The following is a 17,251-nucleotide window of genomic DNA, read 5'->3' on the forward strand; positions in this document are numbered from 1 at the left end:
GAGGGGGCTGATTCGTGGCGTTTCGCAGGTCTGCATTTGCCTTTGCAGCCCACACAAAGTGGGCTTTTAATGCACGATCTGCGCTAAAAACGCCTTGGCTCGCGGGCTTTTTGGGGCGTTGAAGAACTGTTCCGGTGGCGAGTCCTCGATCACCATCCCGCCATCAAGGAACAGCACCCGCTCGGCCACCTGGCGGGCGAAGCCCATTTCGTGGGTTACGCAGAGCATGGTCATGCCACTGCCCGCCAGGTTGACCATCACGTCCAGCACTTCGCTGACCATTTCCGGGTCCAACGCCGAGGTCGGCTCATCAAACAGCATGATTTTCGGTTCCATGCACAGCGCACGGGCGATGGCCACGCGTTGCTGCTGCCCGCCGGACAGTTGGCTCGGGTACTTGTCGGCTTGGCTGGCAATCCCGACCTTGGTTAGAAAATGTTGCGCCAGTTCAATCGCCTTTTTGCGTGACAGGCCGCGCACCGACATCGGCGCCAGGATGCAGTTGTCGATCACGCTCATATGCGGGAACAGGTTGAAATGCTGAAACACCATTCCAATTTCGCTGCGCACTTTAGCGGCTTCGCGAGTTGGCAGTGACAGGTCAGTGTCGTTGATCAGGATGCGACCCTGCTCGGCGATTTCCAGGCGGTTGATACAGCGGATCAGCGTCGATTTGCCTGAGCCGGAAGGGCCGCACAGCACGATGCGTTCACCTTCACGCACTTTCAGGTCGATGCCTTTGAGTACGTGAAAGGCGCTGTAGTACTTGTTCAGCCCAGCAATATCCACCACCACCTTGCGCGTGTCGGTTACGGGTGACACAGAGTGAACGTAAGCAGATTGTGCGTGCATGTTGTGTCTCCAGGTGTCAGTGAAAGCGCTCGGCGCTGTAGGGCGCAGGGTCGGTGAAAGGTTTTTCGCCGGTCATCATTTCGGCCAGCAGGCGCCCGCTGACGGGGCCCAGGGTCAGACCGTGGTGAGCATGCCCAAAGTTGAACCACAGGCCCTTGTGGCGACTGCCTGGGCCAATCACCGGGCACATGTCCGGCAGGCACGGGCGGCGTCCAAGCCAAGGCTCGTCATCGAGACGCTCACCCAGCGGGTACAAGCGCTGGGCGCGTGCTTCGCAACGGCGCAGCTGGATTTCATTGATTGGGTCATCGCTGTCAGCAAATTCGATCCCGGTGGTCAGACGAATACCGCCAACCATCGGCGCCAAGACATAACCACCCACCGAATCGAGAATCGGATGGTGCATGGTATGGCCATCCTTGGCGGCGTAATGCATGTGGTAGCCGCGCTTGATCGCCAGCGGAATGCGATAGCCCAGCGGTTCGAAAATCTCCCGTGCTTGCGGTCCAAGGGCGATCACCACTTCGTTACCGACAATCAGCCCTTTCTGGCTTTCGACCTGCCATTGCCCGGCGGTTGCCCGCAGGCTGGCGGCGTCGCCGGTGACAAAGGTGCCGCCGCGCTTGATAAACAGCTCGGCATAGCCGCGGGTCAGGCCGCCCGGGTCACTGACGGTCTTGGGGTCGAGCCAGTGAATGCCGCCGATCACATCGGTGTGCAGGCCCGGCTCCAGGGCGTGGACTTGCTGCTCACCGAGCACCCGATAGTTGAGCTTGAACTCGCTCAGGGACGCGGCGTCGCGCTGGGCTTTGTCGAAGTCGGCCTGGGTGCGGTAGACCTCGATCCAGCCACTGTCGTCAATCAGCGAAGTGACGCCCGCAGGCTCGGCCAGCAGGTCGTGCTCGCTGACGCACTTTTCAATCAACGGCAGCATGGCCCGGGTGGCTTTGGCCAGTTCCTTGGGGCCGGACTGCTGCCAGTATTTCAACAACCACGGCCCGGCCTTTGGCAGATGCTTGAGGCTGTAGCGCACATCTGATTGCTGATTGAGGCCATAGCGCAGCAGGCGCGAGATTTCACGCGGGAACGAATAGGGGATAACGCTGGCGCGCTCGATCAGCCCGGCATTGCCGTGACTGGTGCCGCTGCCCGGCTGGGCGCGGTCGAGCAGCACGACGTTGCGCCCGTGGGCCTGGAGTTGCAACGCGGTACTGACGCCGACGATGCCGGCTCCCAGAACGATGATGTCGCAGTGCATAAACAAATCCTTAAATCGGGGGCCGTGTTCGCAGCCCGAACAATGGGCTTACTGCAAATGGCGGCCGAGGCGGCCTTCGATCAGCTTCAGGCTGCGTCGTACGATTTCCACGATCAGCAGGTACAGCACGGCAGCCCACAGGTAGATCTGGAAATCGAAGCTGCGCGAGAACGCCATCTTGGTCACGCCCATCAGGTCGTAAATGGTCACCAGCGAGGCGATGGCGCTGGCCTTGATCATCAGGATCAGTTCATTGCCCAGCGGGCCGATAGCCACCAGCAGCGATTGCGGCAGGATGATCTTGCGAAAGGCCGTCCAGCGCGACAGGTTCAGCGCCTTGCAAGCTTCACGCTGGCCCTGGGCCACGGAAAGGATGCTGCCGCGCAGGATTTCGGCCTGATAGGCCGCGGTATTGAGGGTGAAGGCCAGCAGGGTGCAGAACCAGGCATCACGGAAAAACCACCACAAGCCCACGTCTTGCCAGAAGCCCTTGAACGAGCCGAGGCCGTAATACAGCAAAAACAGTTGTGCCAGCAGCGGCGAGCCGCGGAAGAAGTACACGTAGGCGCCGGTAAAGCTGCGCAGGAAGCGATTGCTGGACAAACGCCCCAAGGCAATCAGCAAGCCGAGCAAAGCGCCGAGGGTGAACGAAATCGCCACCAGCTTGCCGGTGACCAGCAGCCCGTCGATAAAGCGCGGGCCGTAGCGTTCCAGCAGGTCGGGGTTGAGAAACATGTTTTGCAGATCCGCCAGACTCATGGCTGCGCGCTCCGTTGATGGCGGCTGAAGTAGCGTTCAAGGAAGCTGAACAGCCGCCCGGAAATCGCCGAGAAAAACAGATAGCCCAGGCACGCGACGCTGTAGAACAGCATCGGGTCCTTGGTCACGCTGACGGCCAGGTTGGTTTGGCGCATCAAGTCCACCAGGGAGATGGTCGACACCAGCGAGGTGTCCTTGAGCAGCGACAGCCAGTTGTTCGACAGGCCGGGCAGGGCGATGCGCGCCAGTTGTGGCAGCACCACCTTGCGGAATGTGGTGAATTTGCTCAGGCCCAGGGCCGAGGCGGCTTCAAACTGGCCCTTGGGAATGGTTTTGAACGCGCCCAGCCAAATCTCGCTGGAGAAGGCGGCAAACACCAGGCTAAAGGCAACCATCGCGGCAACGAAGGTATTGATCGTGACCTGCGCGTCGTAGCCCATCATGGCGAGGATCTTTTGCGCGGCGATCTGGCAACCGTAGTAAATGATCAGCAGCGTCAGCAGTTCCGGCAAGCCACGGAAGACGGTGGAAAAGGTTGTCGCCCAGGCCCGCACCCAGCGGTTTTTGGAGCGTGCCGCTACGGCCACGGCCAGGCCCAGTGGCAAACCGATGGGCAGGCAGCTCAAGGCCAGTGCAATGGTGACCATAGCCCCGGCGAGCAAGGCCGAGCCCCAGCCGCCACTGGCGAAAGAAAGAAGTGAGAGTTGATCGAGCATGCTCGAATCCCCGGGCAAAATTGGGCCGAAATTCAGCCGCTGCGCACCTTATGTGCGCAGGGCAGGGTCATTGGCAGGGAAGCCCTCAAACGAGGGCAGGCGACTCAGTAAATGTCGAAGTCGAAGTACTTGCTGGAGATCTTTTTATAGGTGCCGTCAGCCACGATTTCGTCCAGTGCCTTGTTAAAGCGCTCGCGCAGCACCGTGTCGCTCTGGCGCACTGCAATCGCTGCATCGGCATTGGTGCCGTCTACGTCACCGATGATCTTGCAGCAGTCGTCGCTGGCCTTGTTGATCCACTCCAGCAGGGGGAACTTGTCGGCAATCACTGCATCGACGCGGCCGTTTTTCAGCTCGGCATTGGCCTCGTCCAGGGTCGGGTAGAGGTTGAGCTTGGCGCCGGCTTTCTCGTAGTGATCTTCGGCATAAATGCCCTGGGTTGCTGCGCCTTGGGCGCCGATGGTGCGGCCCTTGAAGTTGATCTGGGCATCGGTGATGTCAGAGTCTTTGGGCACGGCGATCGACAGAGGGGTGCGGTAATAGTGATTGGTAAACGCAATTTTCTTTTTGCGTTCATCGGTCACGATCATCGATGCGACGATGGCATCGTACTTTTTCGCCATCAGCCCCGGAATGATGCCGTCCCAATCCTGGGCAACGATCTTGCATTGTGCGTTCATGCGTTCGCACAGGGCATTGGTGATATCGACGTCAAAACCCGAGACCGTGCCGTCCGAGTTGGTGGTGTTGAATGGAGGGTAGGCGCCTTCGGTGGCGATAGTCAGCGTATCGGCGTGAGCGTTGGCTGCAACAGCGGCCACCAGTGCACATGCACTTGCAAAGCGAATGACGTATTTCATCTAGCACCTCGTTTTATTGTTTTGATCCGGGTGAGGATGTGTAGCCCACGAACTCATTGTGTAAGGCCGCGGTTGCCTCAAGACGCTTCTCAACGTCTGGTCCCAGTTGTTTGCACACTTCATTTATCAACAAATGCACCAGCGACAGCATCGCCGCGGTGGACTCCCAGAACAGGTTGAACTCGGTGGGCACGCGGAACACCTCATTGGCGGCCTGGTCTGCCCAGTCACAAAAGGTATCGGTGATCAGCGTGACGTCGATTCCGGCTTCGCGCGCCTTGCGGTACAACAGCTGGGCGTGGCGCGAGTAGCGTCGGGCTTCAAACACCACCAGTGCGCAATCCTCTGGCGGGCACAGCAGCACGTCGGCGTAATGCCCGGCGGCGCCGTCCACCAGTTGCACGCCATCGCGCAGGTATTGCAGCAAGTGCACCATCGAGGCGGCGATCCCGCGTTCGGTCTGGAAACCTGCAACAAACACCTTGCGCCGGGTGGCCAGGCGCTGGCTGACGGTATGCCACTGTGGCGTGAGGCTGTATTCGTAGACCTTGACCAGCGCACCGACTTCCAGCTCAAAGCTGCGCGGTAAAGCTTGCGGGCTGTGGCTCGACTGCTGGCGGAATTCTTGCAAGCGATCACCGACCAGCCACGGGCCATCGCCCAGGTCGTCCTTGAGATCATTTTTCAGGTCTTTGAAATGGCTATAACCCAACGAGCGGCAAAAGCGTCCGACACTGGATTCGCTGACCCCCAGTTTGCTGGCGATGTCGGCGGCAGTCTGAAAAGGCAGCTCGTAAAGATTGGCCAGCATGTAGCTGGCAATCGCCCGACCCGAAGGGGCGGCGGTTGACAGACTGCTTTCAAGGCGTTGTTTAATCGGCTGGCTCACGACTGCATTCCTGTTTTTATTTCAGCGCGAAGCAGAAAGTGAATGTTTTCTGTCATTAAGTCAACAATTGACAGAGAACTGTCATCGAAGGATAGTTTGTCTCAGATAAAAATAATCAGATTGGAGCGCCAGAATGTCTTCCACGCAGTCGCTTTCCCTCGCTGAACTGACCGCATTGCTGCAACGGATTTTTGAGCGTCATGGCACCTCGGCATCGGTTGCTCGGGTACTGGCCGACAACTGCGCACGGGCGCAACGCGATGGTTCCTACAGTCATGGCGTGTTCCGCATTCCGGGGTATCTGTCATCGCTGGCCAGTCATTGGGTCGACGGCCAGGCCGTTCCGGTGGTTGAAGACGTGGCCTCGGGCTTTATCCGCGTCGATGCAGCCGGTGGCTTTGCCCAGCCCGCGCTGGAGTCCGCCCGTCAATTGCTGGTGGAAAAAGCCCGCAGCGCCGGGATTGCGGTACTGGCGATTCGTAACTCACATCACTTTGCCGCGCTATGGCCTGATGTTGAGCCGTTTGCCGAGGAAGGCCTGGTGGCTTTGAGCGTGGTTAACAGCATGACCTGCGTGGTGCCCCACGGCGCGCAAAGGCCTCTGTTCGGGACTAACCCGATTGCTTTCGCCGCACCGCGTGCAGACGGCCACCCGATCGTATTTGACCTGGCCACCAGTGCAATTGCCCACGGCGATGTGCAAATTGCCGCACGCAAGGGCCACTCGCTGCCTGCAGGCATGGGAGTGGACAAGCAGGGTGAGCCGACGCAAGACCCTAAAGCCATTCTCGACGGCGGCGCCTTGTTGCCATTTGGCGGGCACAAGGGGTCAGCGCTGTCGATGATGGTCGAGTTGCTGGCAGCGGCCCTGACCGGTGGCAACTTCTCGTTTGAATTCGACTGGTCCAAACATCCGGGCGCGCAGACCCCGTGGACTGGTCAGTTGCTGATTGTGATTGACCCGAGCAAATCCGGCGGCAACAGCTTCGCCCAGCGCAGCGCCGAACTGGTGCGCCAAATGCATGCGGTCGGCCTTGAGCGCATGCCGGGTGATCGGCGTTTTATCGAACGGGCCAAATCGTTGAGCGAGGGTATCCCGCTGGGTGCTGAAGAACTGGCCAAATTGCGCGAATTGGCGGGGTAACCCCGGCCCCTCGTAGCCGCTTCGCTCCTCAGCGGCTACATGAATTGAGCAGCAGTCGTACTCGGCTTATAACGCCAAAAACTGCCTGATCAGGTTGGGCGTACACCCCGTCCAGCGTTTCAACGCTCGGCGAAAGTTGGCCGGGTCGTTGAAGTTCAGGTACTCGGCCACCGCTTCGTTGCTCATGCCCTTGATCTGGTACAGGTACAGCGCCATATGCTTGCGCGCTTGATCCTGCTGCGCCTGAAAGTGTGTGCCGTGCTTGTTCAACTTGCGTTTGAGGGTGGCCTGGCTCATTGAAAAGTGCTGAGCCGCCTGCTCAAGGCCGGGGGTCTGTTGCGCATTGTTGCGCAAGTACACATACAACCGGTCGAGCAAGCTGGCGCGGAACCCTAGGCTGTGTAACTCAATTTGCGCCTGCTGATACGCCACTTGCCGGGCTATCGCCGACGCGTTGGGCCAGAGCCGGGTCAGGTATTCACGGGGCAGGCGCATCATGTCCAGTTGGCTACCGAACTGGGTGTTCTCCCCCAGATGCACCCAGTACTGCTCCACATAACGCGGCTCCGGGTGGCTGAAGCTGCATTCCCATGGCAGGCGCTCGCCGCTGAGCCACTGACTCATGGCCTTTAACGCCGTCATGCTGGCTTCCAGCACAAACCGCAATTGCTCCCCGGCCCCGCAACTGTCGAGCCAGTACACGTAGGCGTACTTGTCGTCCAGCAATAGGCGCGGGGTCAGCAGGGGGCTGAGCAAGGCCCGGTGATGGATCAGGGTTTCCAGGGCCTGATGCAGGTTTTGCGCCTGTTGCAGGGCGTGGCTGGCCGGTCCGTAATGCCCGGGCCACAGGCGTTGGCCAAACAAAAAACTGCTGTCATCGGCTTCGAGCAGGCGCTGTGTGTTGGCGATCAAGCCAAAGCATTGCTGCGGACTGAGGCGGGTGTGCCCGGCGACAATATCGTCGTAAAACAGCCCCGTGCCGCGCAGCAGGCGATGGCTGTCGATGTCCCGGGATAACGCCAGATCGATCAGTGTCGCGGGTTGGTAATGCCCGGCAATAAAACGGCTGTCGGTTTCGTACCAGCGGCTCTCCAGCGTCATGCGCGTTTGCTCCGTGGCGGCTTGGCTCGCGCCAGTGCCAGGTTCAGGCGCTTGAGCAGCTCATCGGGGGCCTCATTCACTGCCATGATCACGGCGGTACTGGCCAACAAATGCACCCGTTCGCCATGCTGCCGGGTTTTGTGGGCCAGGCTCTGCACCGCCTGTTGCAACTCCAGGGCCAGCAGCCGGGCCTGGCTTTCTCCGGTATTGGGCAGCAGCACCACAAAGCGGTCACCGGCCAGTCGGCAGAGCAGGTCGTGACGGCGCAGGTTGAGCAGCAGCAACTGGCTGAGAGCTTGCAGCACGGCGTCACCTTCAGCATGGCCATAGTGCTGATTGATCGAGGCAAAGTCGTCGATATCCAGCGCCAGCAGTGACAGCGGTTGCTGCTGCTCAAGGCTTTGCGCGAGGCAGTCGCTGACCTGGCGCTTGAGGTATTCGGCACCGCCCAGGGGGGTCAGTTTGTCGAACAGCCGATGCTCGCGAAACACCCGCTCGCGTTTCTCCATTTGTTGGTTGATCGCCTGTTGCTCGCGGTGCCAGTGGAACAGGCCGATGGTCAGCAGAATCATGCCGATGGGCATGGGACCTGACTCCAGCCAGTGGTTCCAGTGCAGGTGTTTGGGCAGACGAATAAGTTCGTCCAGCGCGTCCATCCACCAGGAAAAGAACATAAAGCACAAGCCGCTCGCCAAGTAGTTGGTGACCCGCCCGGTGGGTCGGCTTTTAAGCACCAGCCCCAGCCAGAACAGCATAAACAGGGCTGTCCCGCCTTCGCCGACGATATCCAGCCATTGCCACTCGCTGAAGGCTTTTGGTGTGCCGAATGCCAGGTTCAGCAACACGCCGATATTGGCGGCCAGCACCAGCAATAACAGTTTCCAGCGATGGTGTTTAAGCACGTTGAACCAGGTCATGAAGTGTCTGCCAAAAGCGATTGCCGCTCAGCACAACAGAGGTGTGTGACAGCTGTATGACCGGGGTTGCGGGTCGAATCAGCTCAGGTGTGTTGTGTAAAAAAGTCAAACACGGACTCTGTTTTTGTAGCCGCTGCCGCAGGCTGCGATGGGGCGCGGAGCGTCCCTCTGTTTATTGACAGGAAGGGCAAGGCCCTGCGGACCTTGTCGCAGGCTGCGGCAGCGGCTACAGGTTTGGGGGTCATCTGTGCAGGAGTCAAATCAGCTCATTTCCCCGCCAAACCCCGCTGAAAACCCTCTGTTCCGGGCGTTACGCCGAACGCTGTCACAGCGCTGTCATCCGCTGGCCCTAGCTTTCGCTCCCAAGTTGTCGGGCCATTTGCCCGGCCTGTAGTGCGTATTTGGGGGAGGGCAAACATGTACAAGTGTCGCAGCAGGGCGCAGTGGGTCGGCTTTACATTCAGTGCATTGGTCTTGGCAATTGCCAGCGAGCGTCTGAGCGCCGCCGAGGCATCGAGTATTGGCGCCACCGAGCACGTTGAAGTGGTCGGGCAGGCGGTAAGCCTGGACAAGGCGCTCAAGCAACAGCGCAATTCGGACAATATCGAAAGCGTGGTGCATGCCGATGGCGTAGCGCAGTTGCCGGACGCCAACGTCGCCGAAGCGGTGCAACGCTTGCCCGGCATCAGCATTGAACGCGATCAGGGCGAAGGCCGTTTCGTCAGCGTACGTGGTCTGGGGCCGGATCTGAACAGCGTGACCATCAACGGTACGCTGGTGCCGTCGCCGGAAAGTGCGCGCCGCGCCGTGGCGCTGGACGTATTGCCATCCGAACTGGTGCAGTCGCTGTCGGTGATCAAGACCCTGACCCCGGACATGGACGCCAACTCCCTGGGCGGCACGGTGGATGTGCAAAGCCTGTCGGCGTTTGACCATAAAGGTCTGTTCTACACCGGTAGCACCGAAGCCGGGTACAACAAGAACAGCCATCAAACCAGCCCCAAGGTTTCGGGCGCCATCAGTGACCGTTTCAGCCTCGGTGACGGCATCGACAACTTCGGTGTAGCGGCAGCCCTGAGCTGGAATAAACGCGACTTTCGCTCGGACAACGTCGAAACCGGGGGCGACTGGGATTTCAGCGATGGTGCAAAACTCAACAGTTTCGAGCAGCGGGTGTATGACATCAGCCGCGAGCGCACCGGCGGCGGCCTGAACTTCGACTACAAGCCCGATGACGACACCAGCCTGTACCTGCGCACGCTATACAGCCGCTTCAAGGACAGTGAAACCCGCAACTCTACCGCCTTCGAATTTGCCGACCCACAGGCCGAGGGCGAGGTGGGTAAGACCAAGACCAAACGCAAGCTTAAACAGCGCGAAGAAACCCAGAAAATCCAGTCTTACGTCTTCGGTGGTGAGCGCATGATGGGCCTGTGGACCCTGAGCGGGCAGGCCGGTTACAGCGAATCCAGCGAAGACAATCCGGGGGGCATTTCCGGGGCCACTTTCAAAGGCAATTCCAGCGTCGGTAACGGTGGTTTCTATGACACCGAAAAGCCGCGGCCCATCATCGGAGCAGGCTTTTATGACCCCGCCAACTTCAGCCTCGACAAGGTGGACTGGCAGGAGCAACACACCAAAGACACCGAGAAGAATATCCGCCTCGACCTGGCCCGCGACTACGACGTGCAGGGCTATGCCTCCCAGGTCAAATTCGGCGGCAAGGTCAGCCGTCGCAACAAGGACAACGACCTCGAAGCCTGGTCCTACAAGAATTTCTCGGATTTGGGCTTTAGCGACGAACAGCTGAACCTCAGCCAGTTCAACAAGGGCAACCTGCATTACAACCTCGGCCAGTACGGCCCAGGTATCAGTGGCGGGGCAATCAAGAACCTGATTGGCGGCTTGAACCCAAACGATTTCTACGATGAGCAAACATCTCGGGCCAATGACTTCGCCATGCGTGAAGACATCAACTCGGCCTACCTGATGAACACCGTCGATATCGACGACTGGCGCTTTATCGCGGGCATGCGCTACGAGGGCACTGAATTCGAGGCCAAGGGCACTGGCGTGCGCGATGGCGCCTTCGAAGCTCAAGACACCAAGCGCAACTACCATCACTGGTTGCCGGGGCTGCATGCCCGTTACCAGTTGGCGAAAAACACCCAGGTGCGAGCAGCCTGGACCAACTCCGTAGTGCGTCCGACCTTTGGCCAGTTGGCACCGGGGTTTGTGATCGAAGATGACAAGGCCGAGTTCGGTAACCCTAACCTCAAGCCGCTGGAGTCGAGCAACTTCGACCTCGGTATCGAGCACTTTATGGGGCAGGCGGGCACGGTATCGGCATTCCTCTTCTACAAGGACATCAAGAACTTCGTCTACAACAACGACCTGGCCGGCAGTGGCGAGTGGGTCGACTTCACCGAGGCTCACAGCTACGCCAACGGCGACAGTGCCAAGCTCTACGGTCTGGAGCTGGCCTACTCGCAGAAATTTGACTGGCTGCCAGCACCCTGGAACGGCGTGATCCTGGGGGCCAACAGCACCTTCAGTCGCTCCAGCGCCAGCATCAAAGGGTTCGATACGGCGACCGGGACCCACATGAAGCGCGATATCGATTTGCCGAACCAGTCCAATACCGTCGGCAACCTGATGCTCGGCTGGGAAGACGACAAGCTGAGCCTGCGCCTGTCGGCCAACTACAAGTCGGACTACCTCTACGAGCTGGCCGGGGTCAACGACAAGGCCCACGACACCCATGTCGATGCGCAGACTTTTGTCGACTTCAGCGCCCGCTACTCGCTGACCAAAAATCTGCAGATCAAGTTCGACGCCCAGAACCTGACTGACCAGCCGTACTTCGTTTACAGCGGCAACCGTCGCTATAACAACCAGTACGAAGAATACGGCCCGACCTACTCGCTGGGCCTGACCTTCACCCACTTTTAAATGCTCGATGGCCTCCTGTTGGAGCGGGCTTGCTCGCGATACAGGCAACGCGGTCTCACATCTCTATATGGACTGGCATCACCCATGACTCATCTATTCAAACGCCAACCTCGACTGCTGCCCCTGCTGATCTGCCTGAGCGCAGGTAGCGTCCAGGCGGCCACCGAATTGGTTGCTCCGACATTGCAGCAATGGTCCACCAGCCAGGCCCAGGCCCTGAGCTACTTGCCGAATGGCGCAGGCGACGAACGCCTGGCGGTCAGCAAGCGCGAAGGTCTGCTGTTGCTCGATAAGCAGGGTAAAACCCTGAGCCGGGTGCCGGGCGCGTTTGCCGGGCTGGACAGCCGTGCGCTGGGTGCTCAGGTATTGGTCGCCAGCAATGACAAGGACAAGCAGCAAGTCGCGCTGTTCAGCCTCGACCCCAAGAGCCATGAATGGCAGGCGCCGTCTTATCTGCCCGCCCGTGACTATGCGGTGAATGGCGTGTGCCTGTATCAGGACGACGCAAGCAATATCTACTTGTTTACCGTGGGCGAAGAGGGCAAGGGTGAGCAGTGGCTGGTCGCCGCCGACAGTCAGCGTCTGCAACAACCGCTGCTGGTACGCAGCCTGCCATTGCCGCCGCAAGCCAAGTTCTGCCAAGTCGATGACGGCGCGCAGAACCTGTTCGTCAACGAAGAGAATGTCGGCTGGTGGGCCTATCCGGCGCATGCCGAGGCCGATGTAAAGCGCACCCCTGTGGCCTTGGTCGAGCCCTTCGGCAATGTGAAAAAAACGGCCGGGGCCATGGCGCTGGTGCCGGGCGGGATGCTTGGGCTTGATCCAGAAGCAGCGCAGTTGCAGCTCTATCAGCAGCAGGGCAAAGGCTGGGCACCGGCGGCCAGCCTGGCGCTGGCCGGTGTGGTCGAGCCTGAGCACCTGGCGTTGCGCCAGACTGCGCAAGGTCTTGAACTGCTGGTACAGGACGGCGCCAGCGGCAAGCTGTACGAAGGCGCGCTGGACTGGAAAGCCACGCCGGTGAGCCTGGCGCCGGTATTGCCGAGCGTAAGGCCTGGGGTGCAAACCGAGGTGGTGATGAGTCAGGGCGATGCGGCGGATGACCCGGCGATCTGGGTCCATCCGCATACTCCGGCCCTGAGTCGGGTGCTGGGCACCAATAAACAGCAGGGCCTTGAAGTCTACGACCTGCAAGGCAAGCGTGTGCAGCATTTGCCGGTAGGGCGCCTGAATAACGTCGATATACGCCCGGGCTTCACCTTGGGCTCGCGCACCGTAGACCTGGCAGTGGCGACCAATCGTGATCACAACAGCCTGAGCGTGTTCAGCATTGATCGCGCCACCGGTGAACTGCAGGAGGCTGGCGAGATAGCCACCCCGGTCAAGGACATCTACGGGCTGTGTCTGTTCAAGGCGCCAACGGGCGAGATCTACAGTTTTGCCAACGACAAGGACGGCACTTTTGTGCAGCACCGCTTGTTCGCCAAGGGTGACAAGGTCGATGGCGAACTGGTGCGCCAGTTCAAGGTTGCAACCCAGCCCGAAGGCTGTGTGGCAGATGACCGCAACCAGCGGCTGTTTCTCGGCGAAGAGGATGTTGCGGTATGGGCAGTGGATGCCCGTCCCGACCAGCCAGCGACCCTCACTCATGTGATCAAGGTCGGTGAGCAGGTGCACGACGATATTGAAGGTATGGGCCTGTATCAGACCGAAAAAGACAACTACCTGGTGATCTCAAGCCAAGGCAACGACAGCTATGTGGTGGTCGATGCCGAGCCGCCTTACGCCCTGCGTGGCGCGTTTCGGGTGGGGGTGAATGCCGCCGCGGGGATTGATGGCGCGTCGGAGACCGATGGCCTGGATGTGACTTCGGCCAACCTCGGCGGCCCCTGGAGCAAAGGCTTGCTGGTGGTGCAGGACGGCCGCAAGCGAATGCCCGAGCAGGCGCAGAACTTCAAGTACATCCCCTGGAGCGAAGTGGCCAAGGCGCTGCACTTGCCATAAGCCGGTCATTTAAGTCGCTTATAAATACCCCTTACTGGAGTCACAACATGCACACAACCATGGAACACATGACAATCTGGGGACTGATCAGCGACGCGAGCCTGCTGGTCAAGGGCGTGATGCTGACCTTGCTGGTGGCATCGCTGTTGAGCTGGTTTTTGATCGTGCGCCGCAGCGCCATTTTGCGCCGCAGCGAACGCGATATGGACAGCTTCGCGCAGCGGTTGCGGGCTCAGGGCGAACTGAATGCGCTGTACCGGGAAAGCCGTGACGCCAGCGATGCAGATGCGGGGGCCGGGCAGGTGTTTAGCGCCGCCTACAGTGAATACGCCCAACTCAGACAGCAGCCCGGAGTGGATGCCGAAGGTGTGATGCAGGGCGTTGAGCGGGCACTGTATGTGGCCATCAGCGAGCAGGAAATTCGCCTGGAGAAAGGCCTGCAGTTTTTGGCCACCGTGGGTTCGGTGAGCCCCTATATCGGATTGTTTGGCACGGTGTGGGGGATCATGAATTCCTTTATCGGTTTGTCCCAGGTGCAACAGGCAACGCTGTCCACCGTCGCTCCGGGTATTGCTGAAGCCCTGATCGCTACCGCCATTGGCCTGTTTGCGGCGATACCAGCAGTGATTGCCTATAACCGTTTCTCGGCCCGTGGCCAGACCCTGCTGACCCGTTATTACAGCCTCGGCAATGAAGTTCAGATGCGCTTGTACCGCAACCTGCATACCGGTTCGCGGAACATGTCTGCCGTCGCTTGAAAGGGAGTATCAACATGCTTGCTCGACCACAGCGCAAACACGGGCCCAAGGCCGAAATGAACGTAGTGCCTTACATCGACGTGATGCTGGTGCTGCTGGTGATCTTTATGGTGACCGCGCCGATGCTGACCCAGGGGGTAAAAATCGAACTGCCGAAAGTTGCCAGCGAAGCGCTGGTCAATGACAGTCAGCAAAAAATCCTGACGTTGTCGGTCAAGGCCGAGGGCGGTTATTACTGGAATCTGGGCAGCGAACTGGACACCAGGAACCAGACCGACAGCGCCGTCAGCCTTGAAGAGTTGCAAGCCAAGGTCAGCCAGGTGGTGGCGCAAGACAGCAACACCCAGGTCTATATCCGTGCTGACAACGAGGCGGGTTACGGCAGCGTGGTCAAGGCCATGGCTGCCCTTCAACAAGGTGGAGTGAGCAACCTGGGGCTGGTGACCGAGGCCCCGCAATGAGTGCCGCGCTGATGCACGGCCAGTTGGCGCAGGCGCCGCCGATGCCCTGGACCCGGATGTGGCACAACAGCCAGGCGCTGGTGGTCAGCGTTGCCTTGCACAGCACCGTCGTGGCCTTTTTGGTACTGGGCTGGAGCATGGAGCAATCGTTGCCGGAGCCTACGCCCTCGACCCTGAAAACCCGGCTGGTGATGTTGCCGGCCGAACCGGTCGTGGCGCCAGCGGCACCCGAGCCGGTGCAGGTGGTGGCACCGGCGCCGGTGGTCGAGGTGAAACCTGAGGTGGTAAAGCCCAAGGTCGACCCGCAGATACAGGCGCGCAAGCTGGAGCAGGCAGTGCTGGCGCGCAAGCGTGTGGAGGCGCAGAAACAGGCGCAAGCGGAGCAACGGGAAGCCGCGCAGGTTGAGGCTCAGCGCCAGCAGGCAATGGCGGAACAGGCCCGGATTGCAGCGGCGGATAATGCCCGGCGAGCACAACAGGCCGCTGCGGCAGCAGATGTGCGCCAGTACCTGCCCATCAGCAAACAAGCTCCCGATTACCCGCAGCGTGCGCTGGACAAGGGCATTGAAGGTGATTGTACGGTGGAGTACTCGGTGACACCCCAGGGCAAAGTCGACAACCCCAAGGTGGTGGGTAACTGTCACCCAGCGTTTATCCGGCCTTCACTGGTGGCGGCGGCGACGTTCCGTTATCAGCCACGGCTGGTCGATGGCCAACCGGTGACAGTCCCGGGAGTGCGCAATACCTTTCACTACAAGATCCAGTAAACCTGAATTACCCGAATTACCTGTAGCCGCTGAGGAGCGAAGCGAGGCTGCGATAAGGGCCGCAGGACCTTCAAGATTTCAGGGTCGCTGCGCAACCCATCGCAGCCTCGCTTCGCTCCTCAGCGGCTACGCGCATGATTGACAGGCATCAAGACCCATAGGCTGCACTTGACCTATGCTGCATGCGATTTCAAGCTCAAGGAAATGGCCATGAACGCGCCTGCAACCACCCCTACGCCTGCAACGGCCAAAGCGAAACTCCCCATAGGCCTAGTGATTGCGGTGCTGGTCATGATCGGCATCTTGCTGCTGCCATTGCCTGCCGACTTGCCCGTGGCCGGTCACCGCATGCTGGCGATCCTGGCGTTTGCCGTGGTGGTGTGGATCACCGAGGCCGTCTCGTACGAAGCCAGTGCCATCATGATCACCTCGCTTATGGCGTTTTTGATCGGCATGGCGCCTACCCTGGCCGATCCGTCAAAGCTCTACGGCACTTCCGCTGGTATCACCATGGCCCTGACCGGGTTCTCCAATGCCGCCCTGGCATTGGTAGCGGGTGCGTTGTTTATTGCCGCAGCCATGACCCATACCGGCCTGGACCGGCGTATTGCGTTGGTCACGCTGTCCCGTATCGGCACCAGCACCCGGCGCATACTGCTGGGGGCGATTGCGGTGACCATCCTGCTCAGTCTGGTGGTGCCCAGCGCCACGGCTCGCAGCGCTTGTGTGGTGCCGATCATGATGGGGGTGATCATGGCGTTTGGCGTAGACAAGCGCTCCAACATCGCTGCCGGGATCATGATCGTGGTGGCTCAGGGCACCAGTATCTGGAACGTCGGGATTCAAACCGCGGCCGCGCAAAACCTGCTGACCGTGGGCTTTATGGACAAGATGCTCGGGGCCCGGGTGAACTGGCTCGACTGGCTGATCGCCGGTGCGCCGTGGGCCATTATCATGTCGGCGGTACTGCTGTTTGTGGTACTGAAGATGCTCCCGCCCGAGAGCGACAGCATTCCCGGTGGCAAGGAAGCGGTTGAGAAATCACTGGCTGAACTGGGCCCGATGACCGGGCCGCAGAAACGCCTGATGGGTGTGTCCATCGCATTGCTGCTGGCTTGGGCCACCGAGGGCAAGTTACACAGCTTCGACACCACGTCGACCACCTATGCCGGTTTGGTATTTTTGCTGTTACCACGCTTTGGCGCGATGACCTGGAAAGATGTGCAGTCGCGGATTCCGTGGGGCACGGTGATTGTGTTCGGGGTCGGTATCAGTCTGGGCACGGCCTTGCTGACCACCCAGGCCGGGCAGTGGCTGGGCGCGCAGGTGGTGGAGAACACCGGTCTGGATCAGGTCGGGCCGCTGGGGATATTCGCGATTCTGGGGGCGTTCCTGATTTTGATTCACCTGGGCTTTGCCAGTGCCACCGCGCTGACCTCGGCACTGCTGCCGATTTTGATCGCGGTGCTGCAAACCTTGCCGGGTGAGTTCAACCGCCTGGGCATGACCATGTTGTTGGGGTTTGTGGTCAGCTACGGATTTATCCTGCCGATCAACGCCCCGCAAAACATGGTGTGCCTGGGTACGCAAACCTTTACCGCCAAACAGTTCGCCAAGGTCGGACTGATCGTTACGGCAATCGGGTATTTGTTGATGCTGCTGTTTGGCGCGACGTACTGGAGTTGGTTGGGCTGGATGTAATTCCAATCCAAATCGGTAGCGGCTGACGAGGTACGAGGCTGCGATGGGTTACGCAGCGACCCTGAAATCTTGAAGGTCCTTCGCCCCTTATCGCAGCCTCGCTCCGCTCCTCAGC

At 60.0% G+C, this 17,251-nt stretch carries 15 protein-coding genes; 7 read left to right on the forward strand and 8 right to left on the reverse strand.

What is annotated here, in order from left to right:
• Positions 1-66 precede the first annotated feature (66 nt).
• From V6L79_RS13160 to V6L79_RS13185, 6 genes are all read right to left on the reverse strand, one after another.
• Complete coding sequence (locus V6L79_RS13160) at positions 67-852, reverse strand: amino acid ABC transporter ATP-binding protein (RefSeq protein ID WP_315968154.1); 786 nt, start codon at positions 850-852, stop codon at positions 67-69.
• A gap of 16 nt (positions 853-868) precedes the next feature.
• Positions 869-2,110, reverse strand: a complete 1,242-nt coding sequence (locus V6L79_RS13165; protein WP_261741933.1) for an FAD-binding oxidoreductase — start codon at positions 2,108-2,110, stop codon at positions 869-871.
• A gap of 48 nt (positions 2,111-2,158) precedes the next feature.
• Positions 2,159-2,869, reverse strand: coding sequence for an ABC transporter permease (locus V6L79_RS13170; protein ID WP_261741934.1), 711 nt, complete (start codon positions 2,867-2,869; stop codon positions 2,159-2,161).
• Complete coding sequence (locus V6L79_RS13175; protein ID WP_261741935.1) at positions 2,866-3,585, reverse strand: ABC transporter permease; 720 nt, start codon at positions 3,583-3,585, stop codon at positions 2,866-2,868. The genes V6L79_RS13170 and V6L79_RS13175 overlap by 4 nt, the downstream gene beginning before the upstream one ends.
• Positions 3,586-3,689: 104 nt before the next feature.
• The gene (locus V6L79_RS13180) at positions 3,690-4,445 is read right to left on the reverse strand and encodes a transporter substrate-binding domain-containing protein (RefSeq protein ID WP_261741936.1); all 756 of its coding nucleotides are present in this window, start codon (positions 4,443-4,445) and stop codon (positions 3,690-3,692) included.
• 13 nt (positions 4,446-4,458) lie between these two features.
• Positions 4,459-5,334, reverse strand: coding sequence for a MurR/RpiR family transcriptional regulator (locus V6L79_RS13185; protein WP_338578906.1), 876 nt, complete (start codon positions 5,332-5,334; stop codon positions 4,459-4,461).
• A 133-nt stretch (positions 5,335-5,467) separates the two neighbouring features.
• Here V6L79_RS13185 and V6L79_RS13190 point away from each other — a divergent pair, with 133 nt between their 5' ends.
• Positions 5,468-6,478 (forward strand): Ldh family oxidoreductase, encoded by a 1,011-nt coding sequence (locus tag V6L79_RS13190; protein ID WP_321836234.1) that lies wholly within the window; start codon positions 5,468-5,470, stop codon positions 6,476-6,478.
• Between the two features lie 66 nt (positions 6,479-6,544).
• Here the strand turns inward: V6L79_RS13190 and V6L79_RS13195 are convergent, their stop codons facing one another.
• Both V6L79_RS13195 and V6L79_RS13200 read right to left on the reverse strand, forming a co-directional pair.
• A complete protein-coding gene (locus V6L79_RS13195) occupies positions 6,545-7,579 on the reverse strand; it encodes an AraC family transcriptional regulator ligand-binding domain-containing protein (RefSeq protein ID WP_321836235.1) in 1,035 nt (344 codons plus the stop codon).
• Positions 7,576-8,496 (reverse strand): GGDEF domain-containing protein, encoded by a 921-nt coding sequence (locus tag V6L79_RS13200; RefSeq protein WP_261741940.1) that lies wholly within the window; start codon positions 8,494-8,496, stop codon positions 7,576-7,578. The genes V6L79_RS13195 and V6L79_RS13200 overlap by 4 nt, the downstream gene beginning before the upstream one ends.
• A 417-nt stretch (positions 8,497-8,913) precedes the next feature.
• Between V6L79_RS13200 and V6L79_RS13205 the strand changes: the two genes are divergently transcribed.
• From V6L79_RS13205 to V6L79_RS13230, 6 genes are all read left to right on the forward strand, one after another.
• A complete protein-coding gene (locus tag V6L79_RS13205) occupies positions 8,914-11,448 on the forward strand; it encodes a TonB-dependent receptor (RefSeq protein ID WP_338578907.1) in 2,535 nt (844 codons plus the stop codon).
• A gap of 84 nt (positions 11,449-11,532) precedes the next feature.
• The gene (locus V6L79_RS13210) at positions 11,533-13,449 is read left to right on the forward strand and encodes a phytase (RefSeq protein ID WP_338578908.1); all 1,917 of its coding nucleotides are present in this window, start codon (positions 11,533-11,535) and stop codon (positions 13,447-13,449) included.
• A 47-nt stretch (positions 13,450-13,496) separates the two neighbouring features.
• A complete protein-coding gene (tolQ, locus tag V6L79_RS13215; protein ID WP_261741943.1) occupies positions 13,497-14,207 on the forward strand; it encodes a protein TolQ in 711 nt (236 codons plus the stop codon).
• Between the two features lie 14 nt (positions 14,208-14,221).
• Positions 14,222-14,668, forward strand: a complete 447-nt coding sequence (tolR, locus tag V6L79_RS13220) for a protein TolR (RefSeq protein ID WP_261741944.1) — start codon at positions 14,222-14,224, stop codon at positions 14,666-14,668.
• Positions 14,665-15,435, forward strand: a complete 771-nt coding sequence (locus V6L79_RS13225; RefSeq protein ID WP_261741945.1) for a TonB family protein — start codon at positions 14,665-14,667, stop codon at positions 15,433-15,435. The genes tolR and V6L79_RS13225 overlap by 4 nt, the downstream gene beginning before the upstream one ends.
• 210 nt (positions 15,436-15,645) lie before the next feature.
• Positions 15,646-17,136 carry a DASS family sodium-coupled anion symporter gene (locus V6L79_RS13230; RefSeq protein WP_338578909.1) on the forward strand — a complete coding sequence of 497 codons (1,491 nt, stop codon included), beginning with the start codon at positions 15,646-15,648 and terminating at the stop codon, positions 17,134-17,136.
• The last annotated feature ends 115 nt before the right edge of the window (positions 17,137-17,251 follow it).

The organism is Pseudomonas sp. ML2-2023-6, assembly GCF_037055265.1.
Lineage (GTDB): Bacteria > Pseudomonadota > Gammaproteobacteria > Pseudomonadales > Pseudomonadaceae > Aquipseudomonas > Aquipseudomonas kulmbachensis.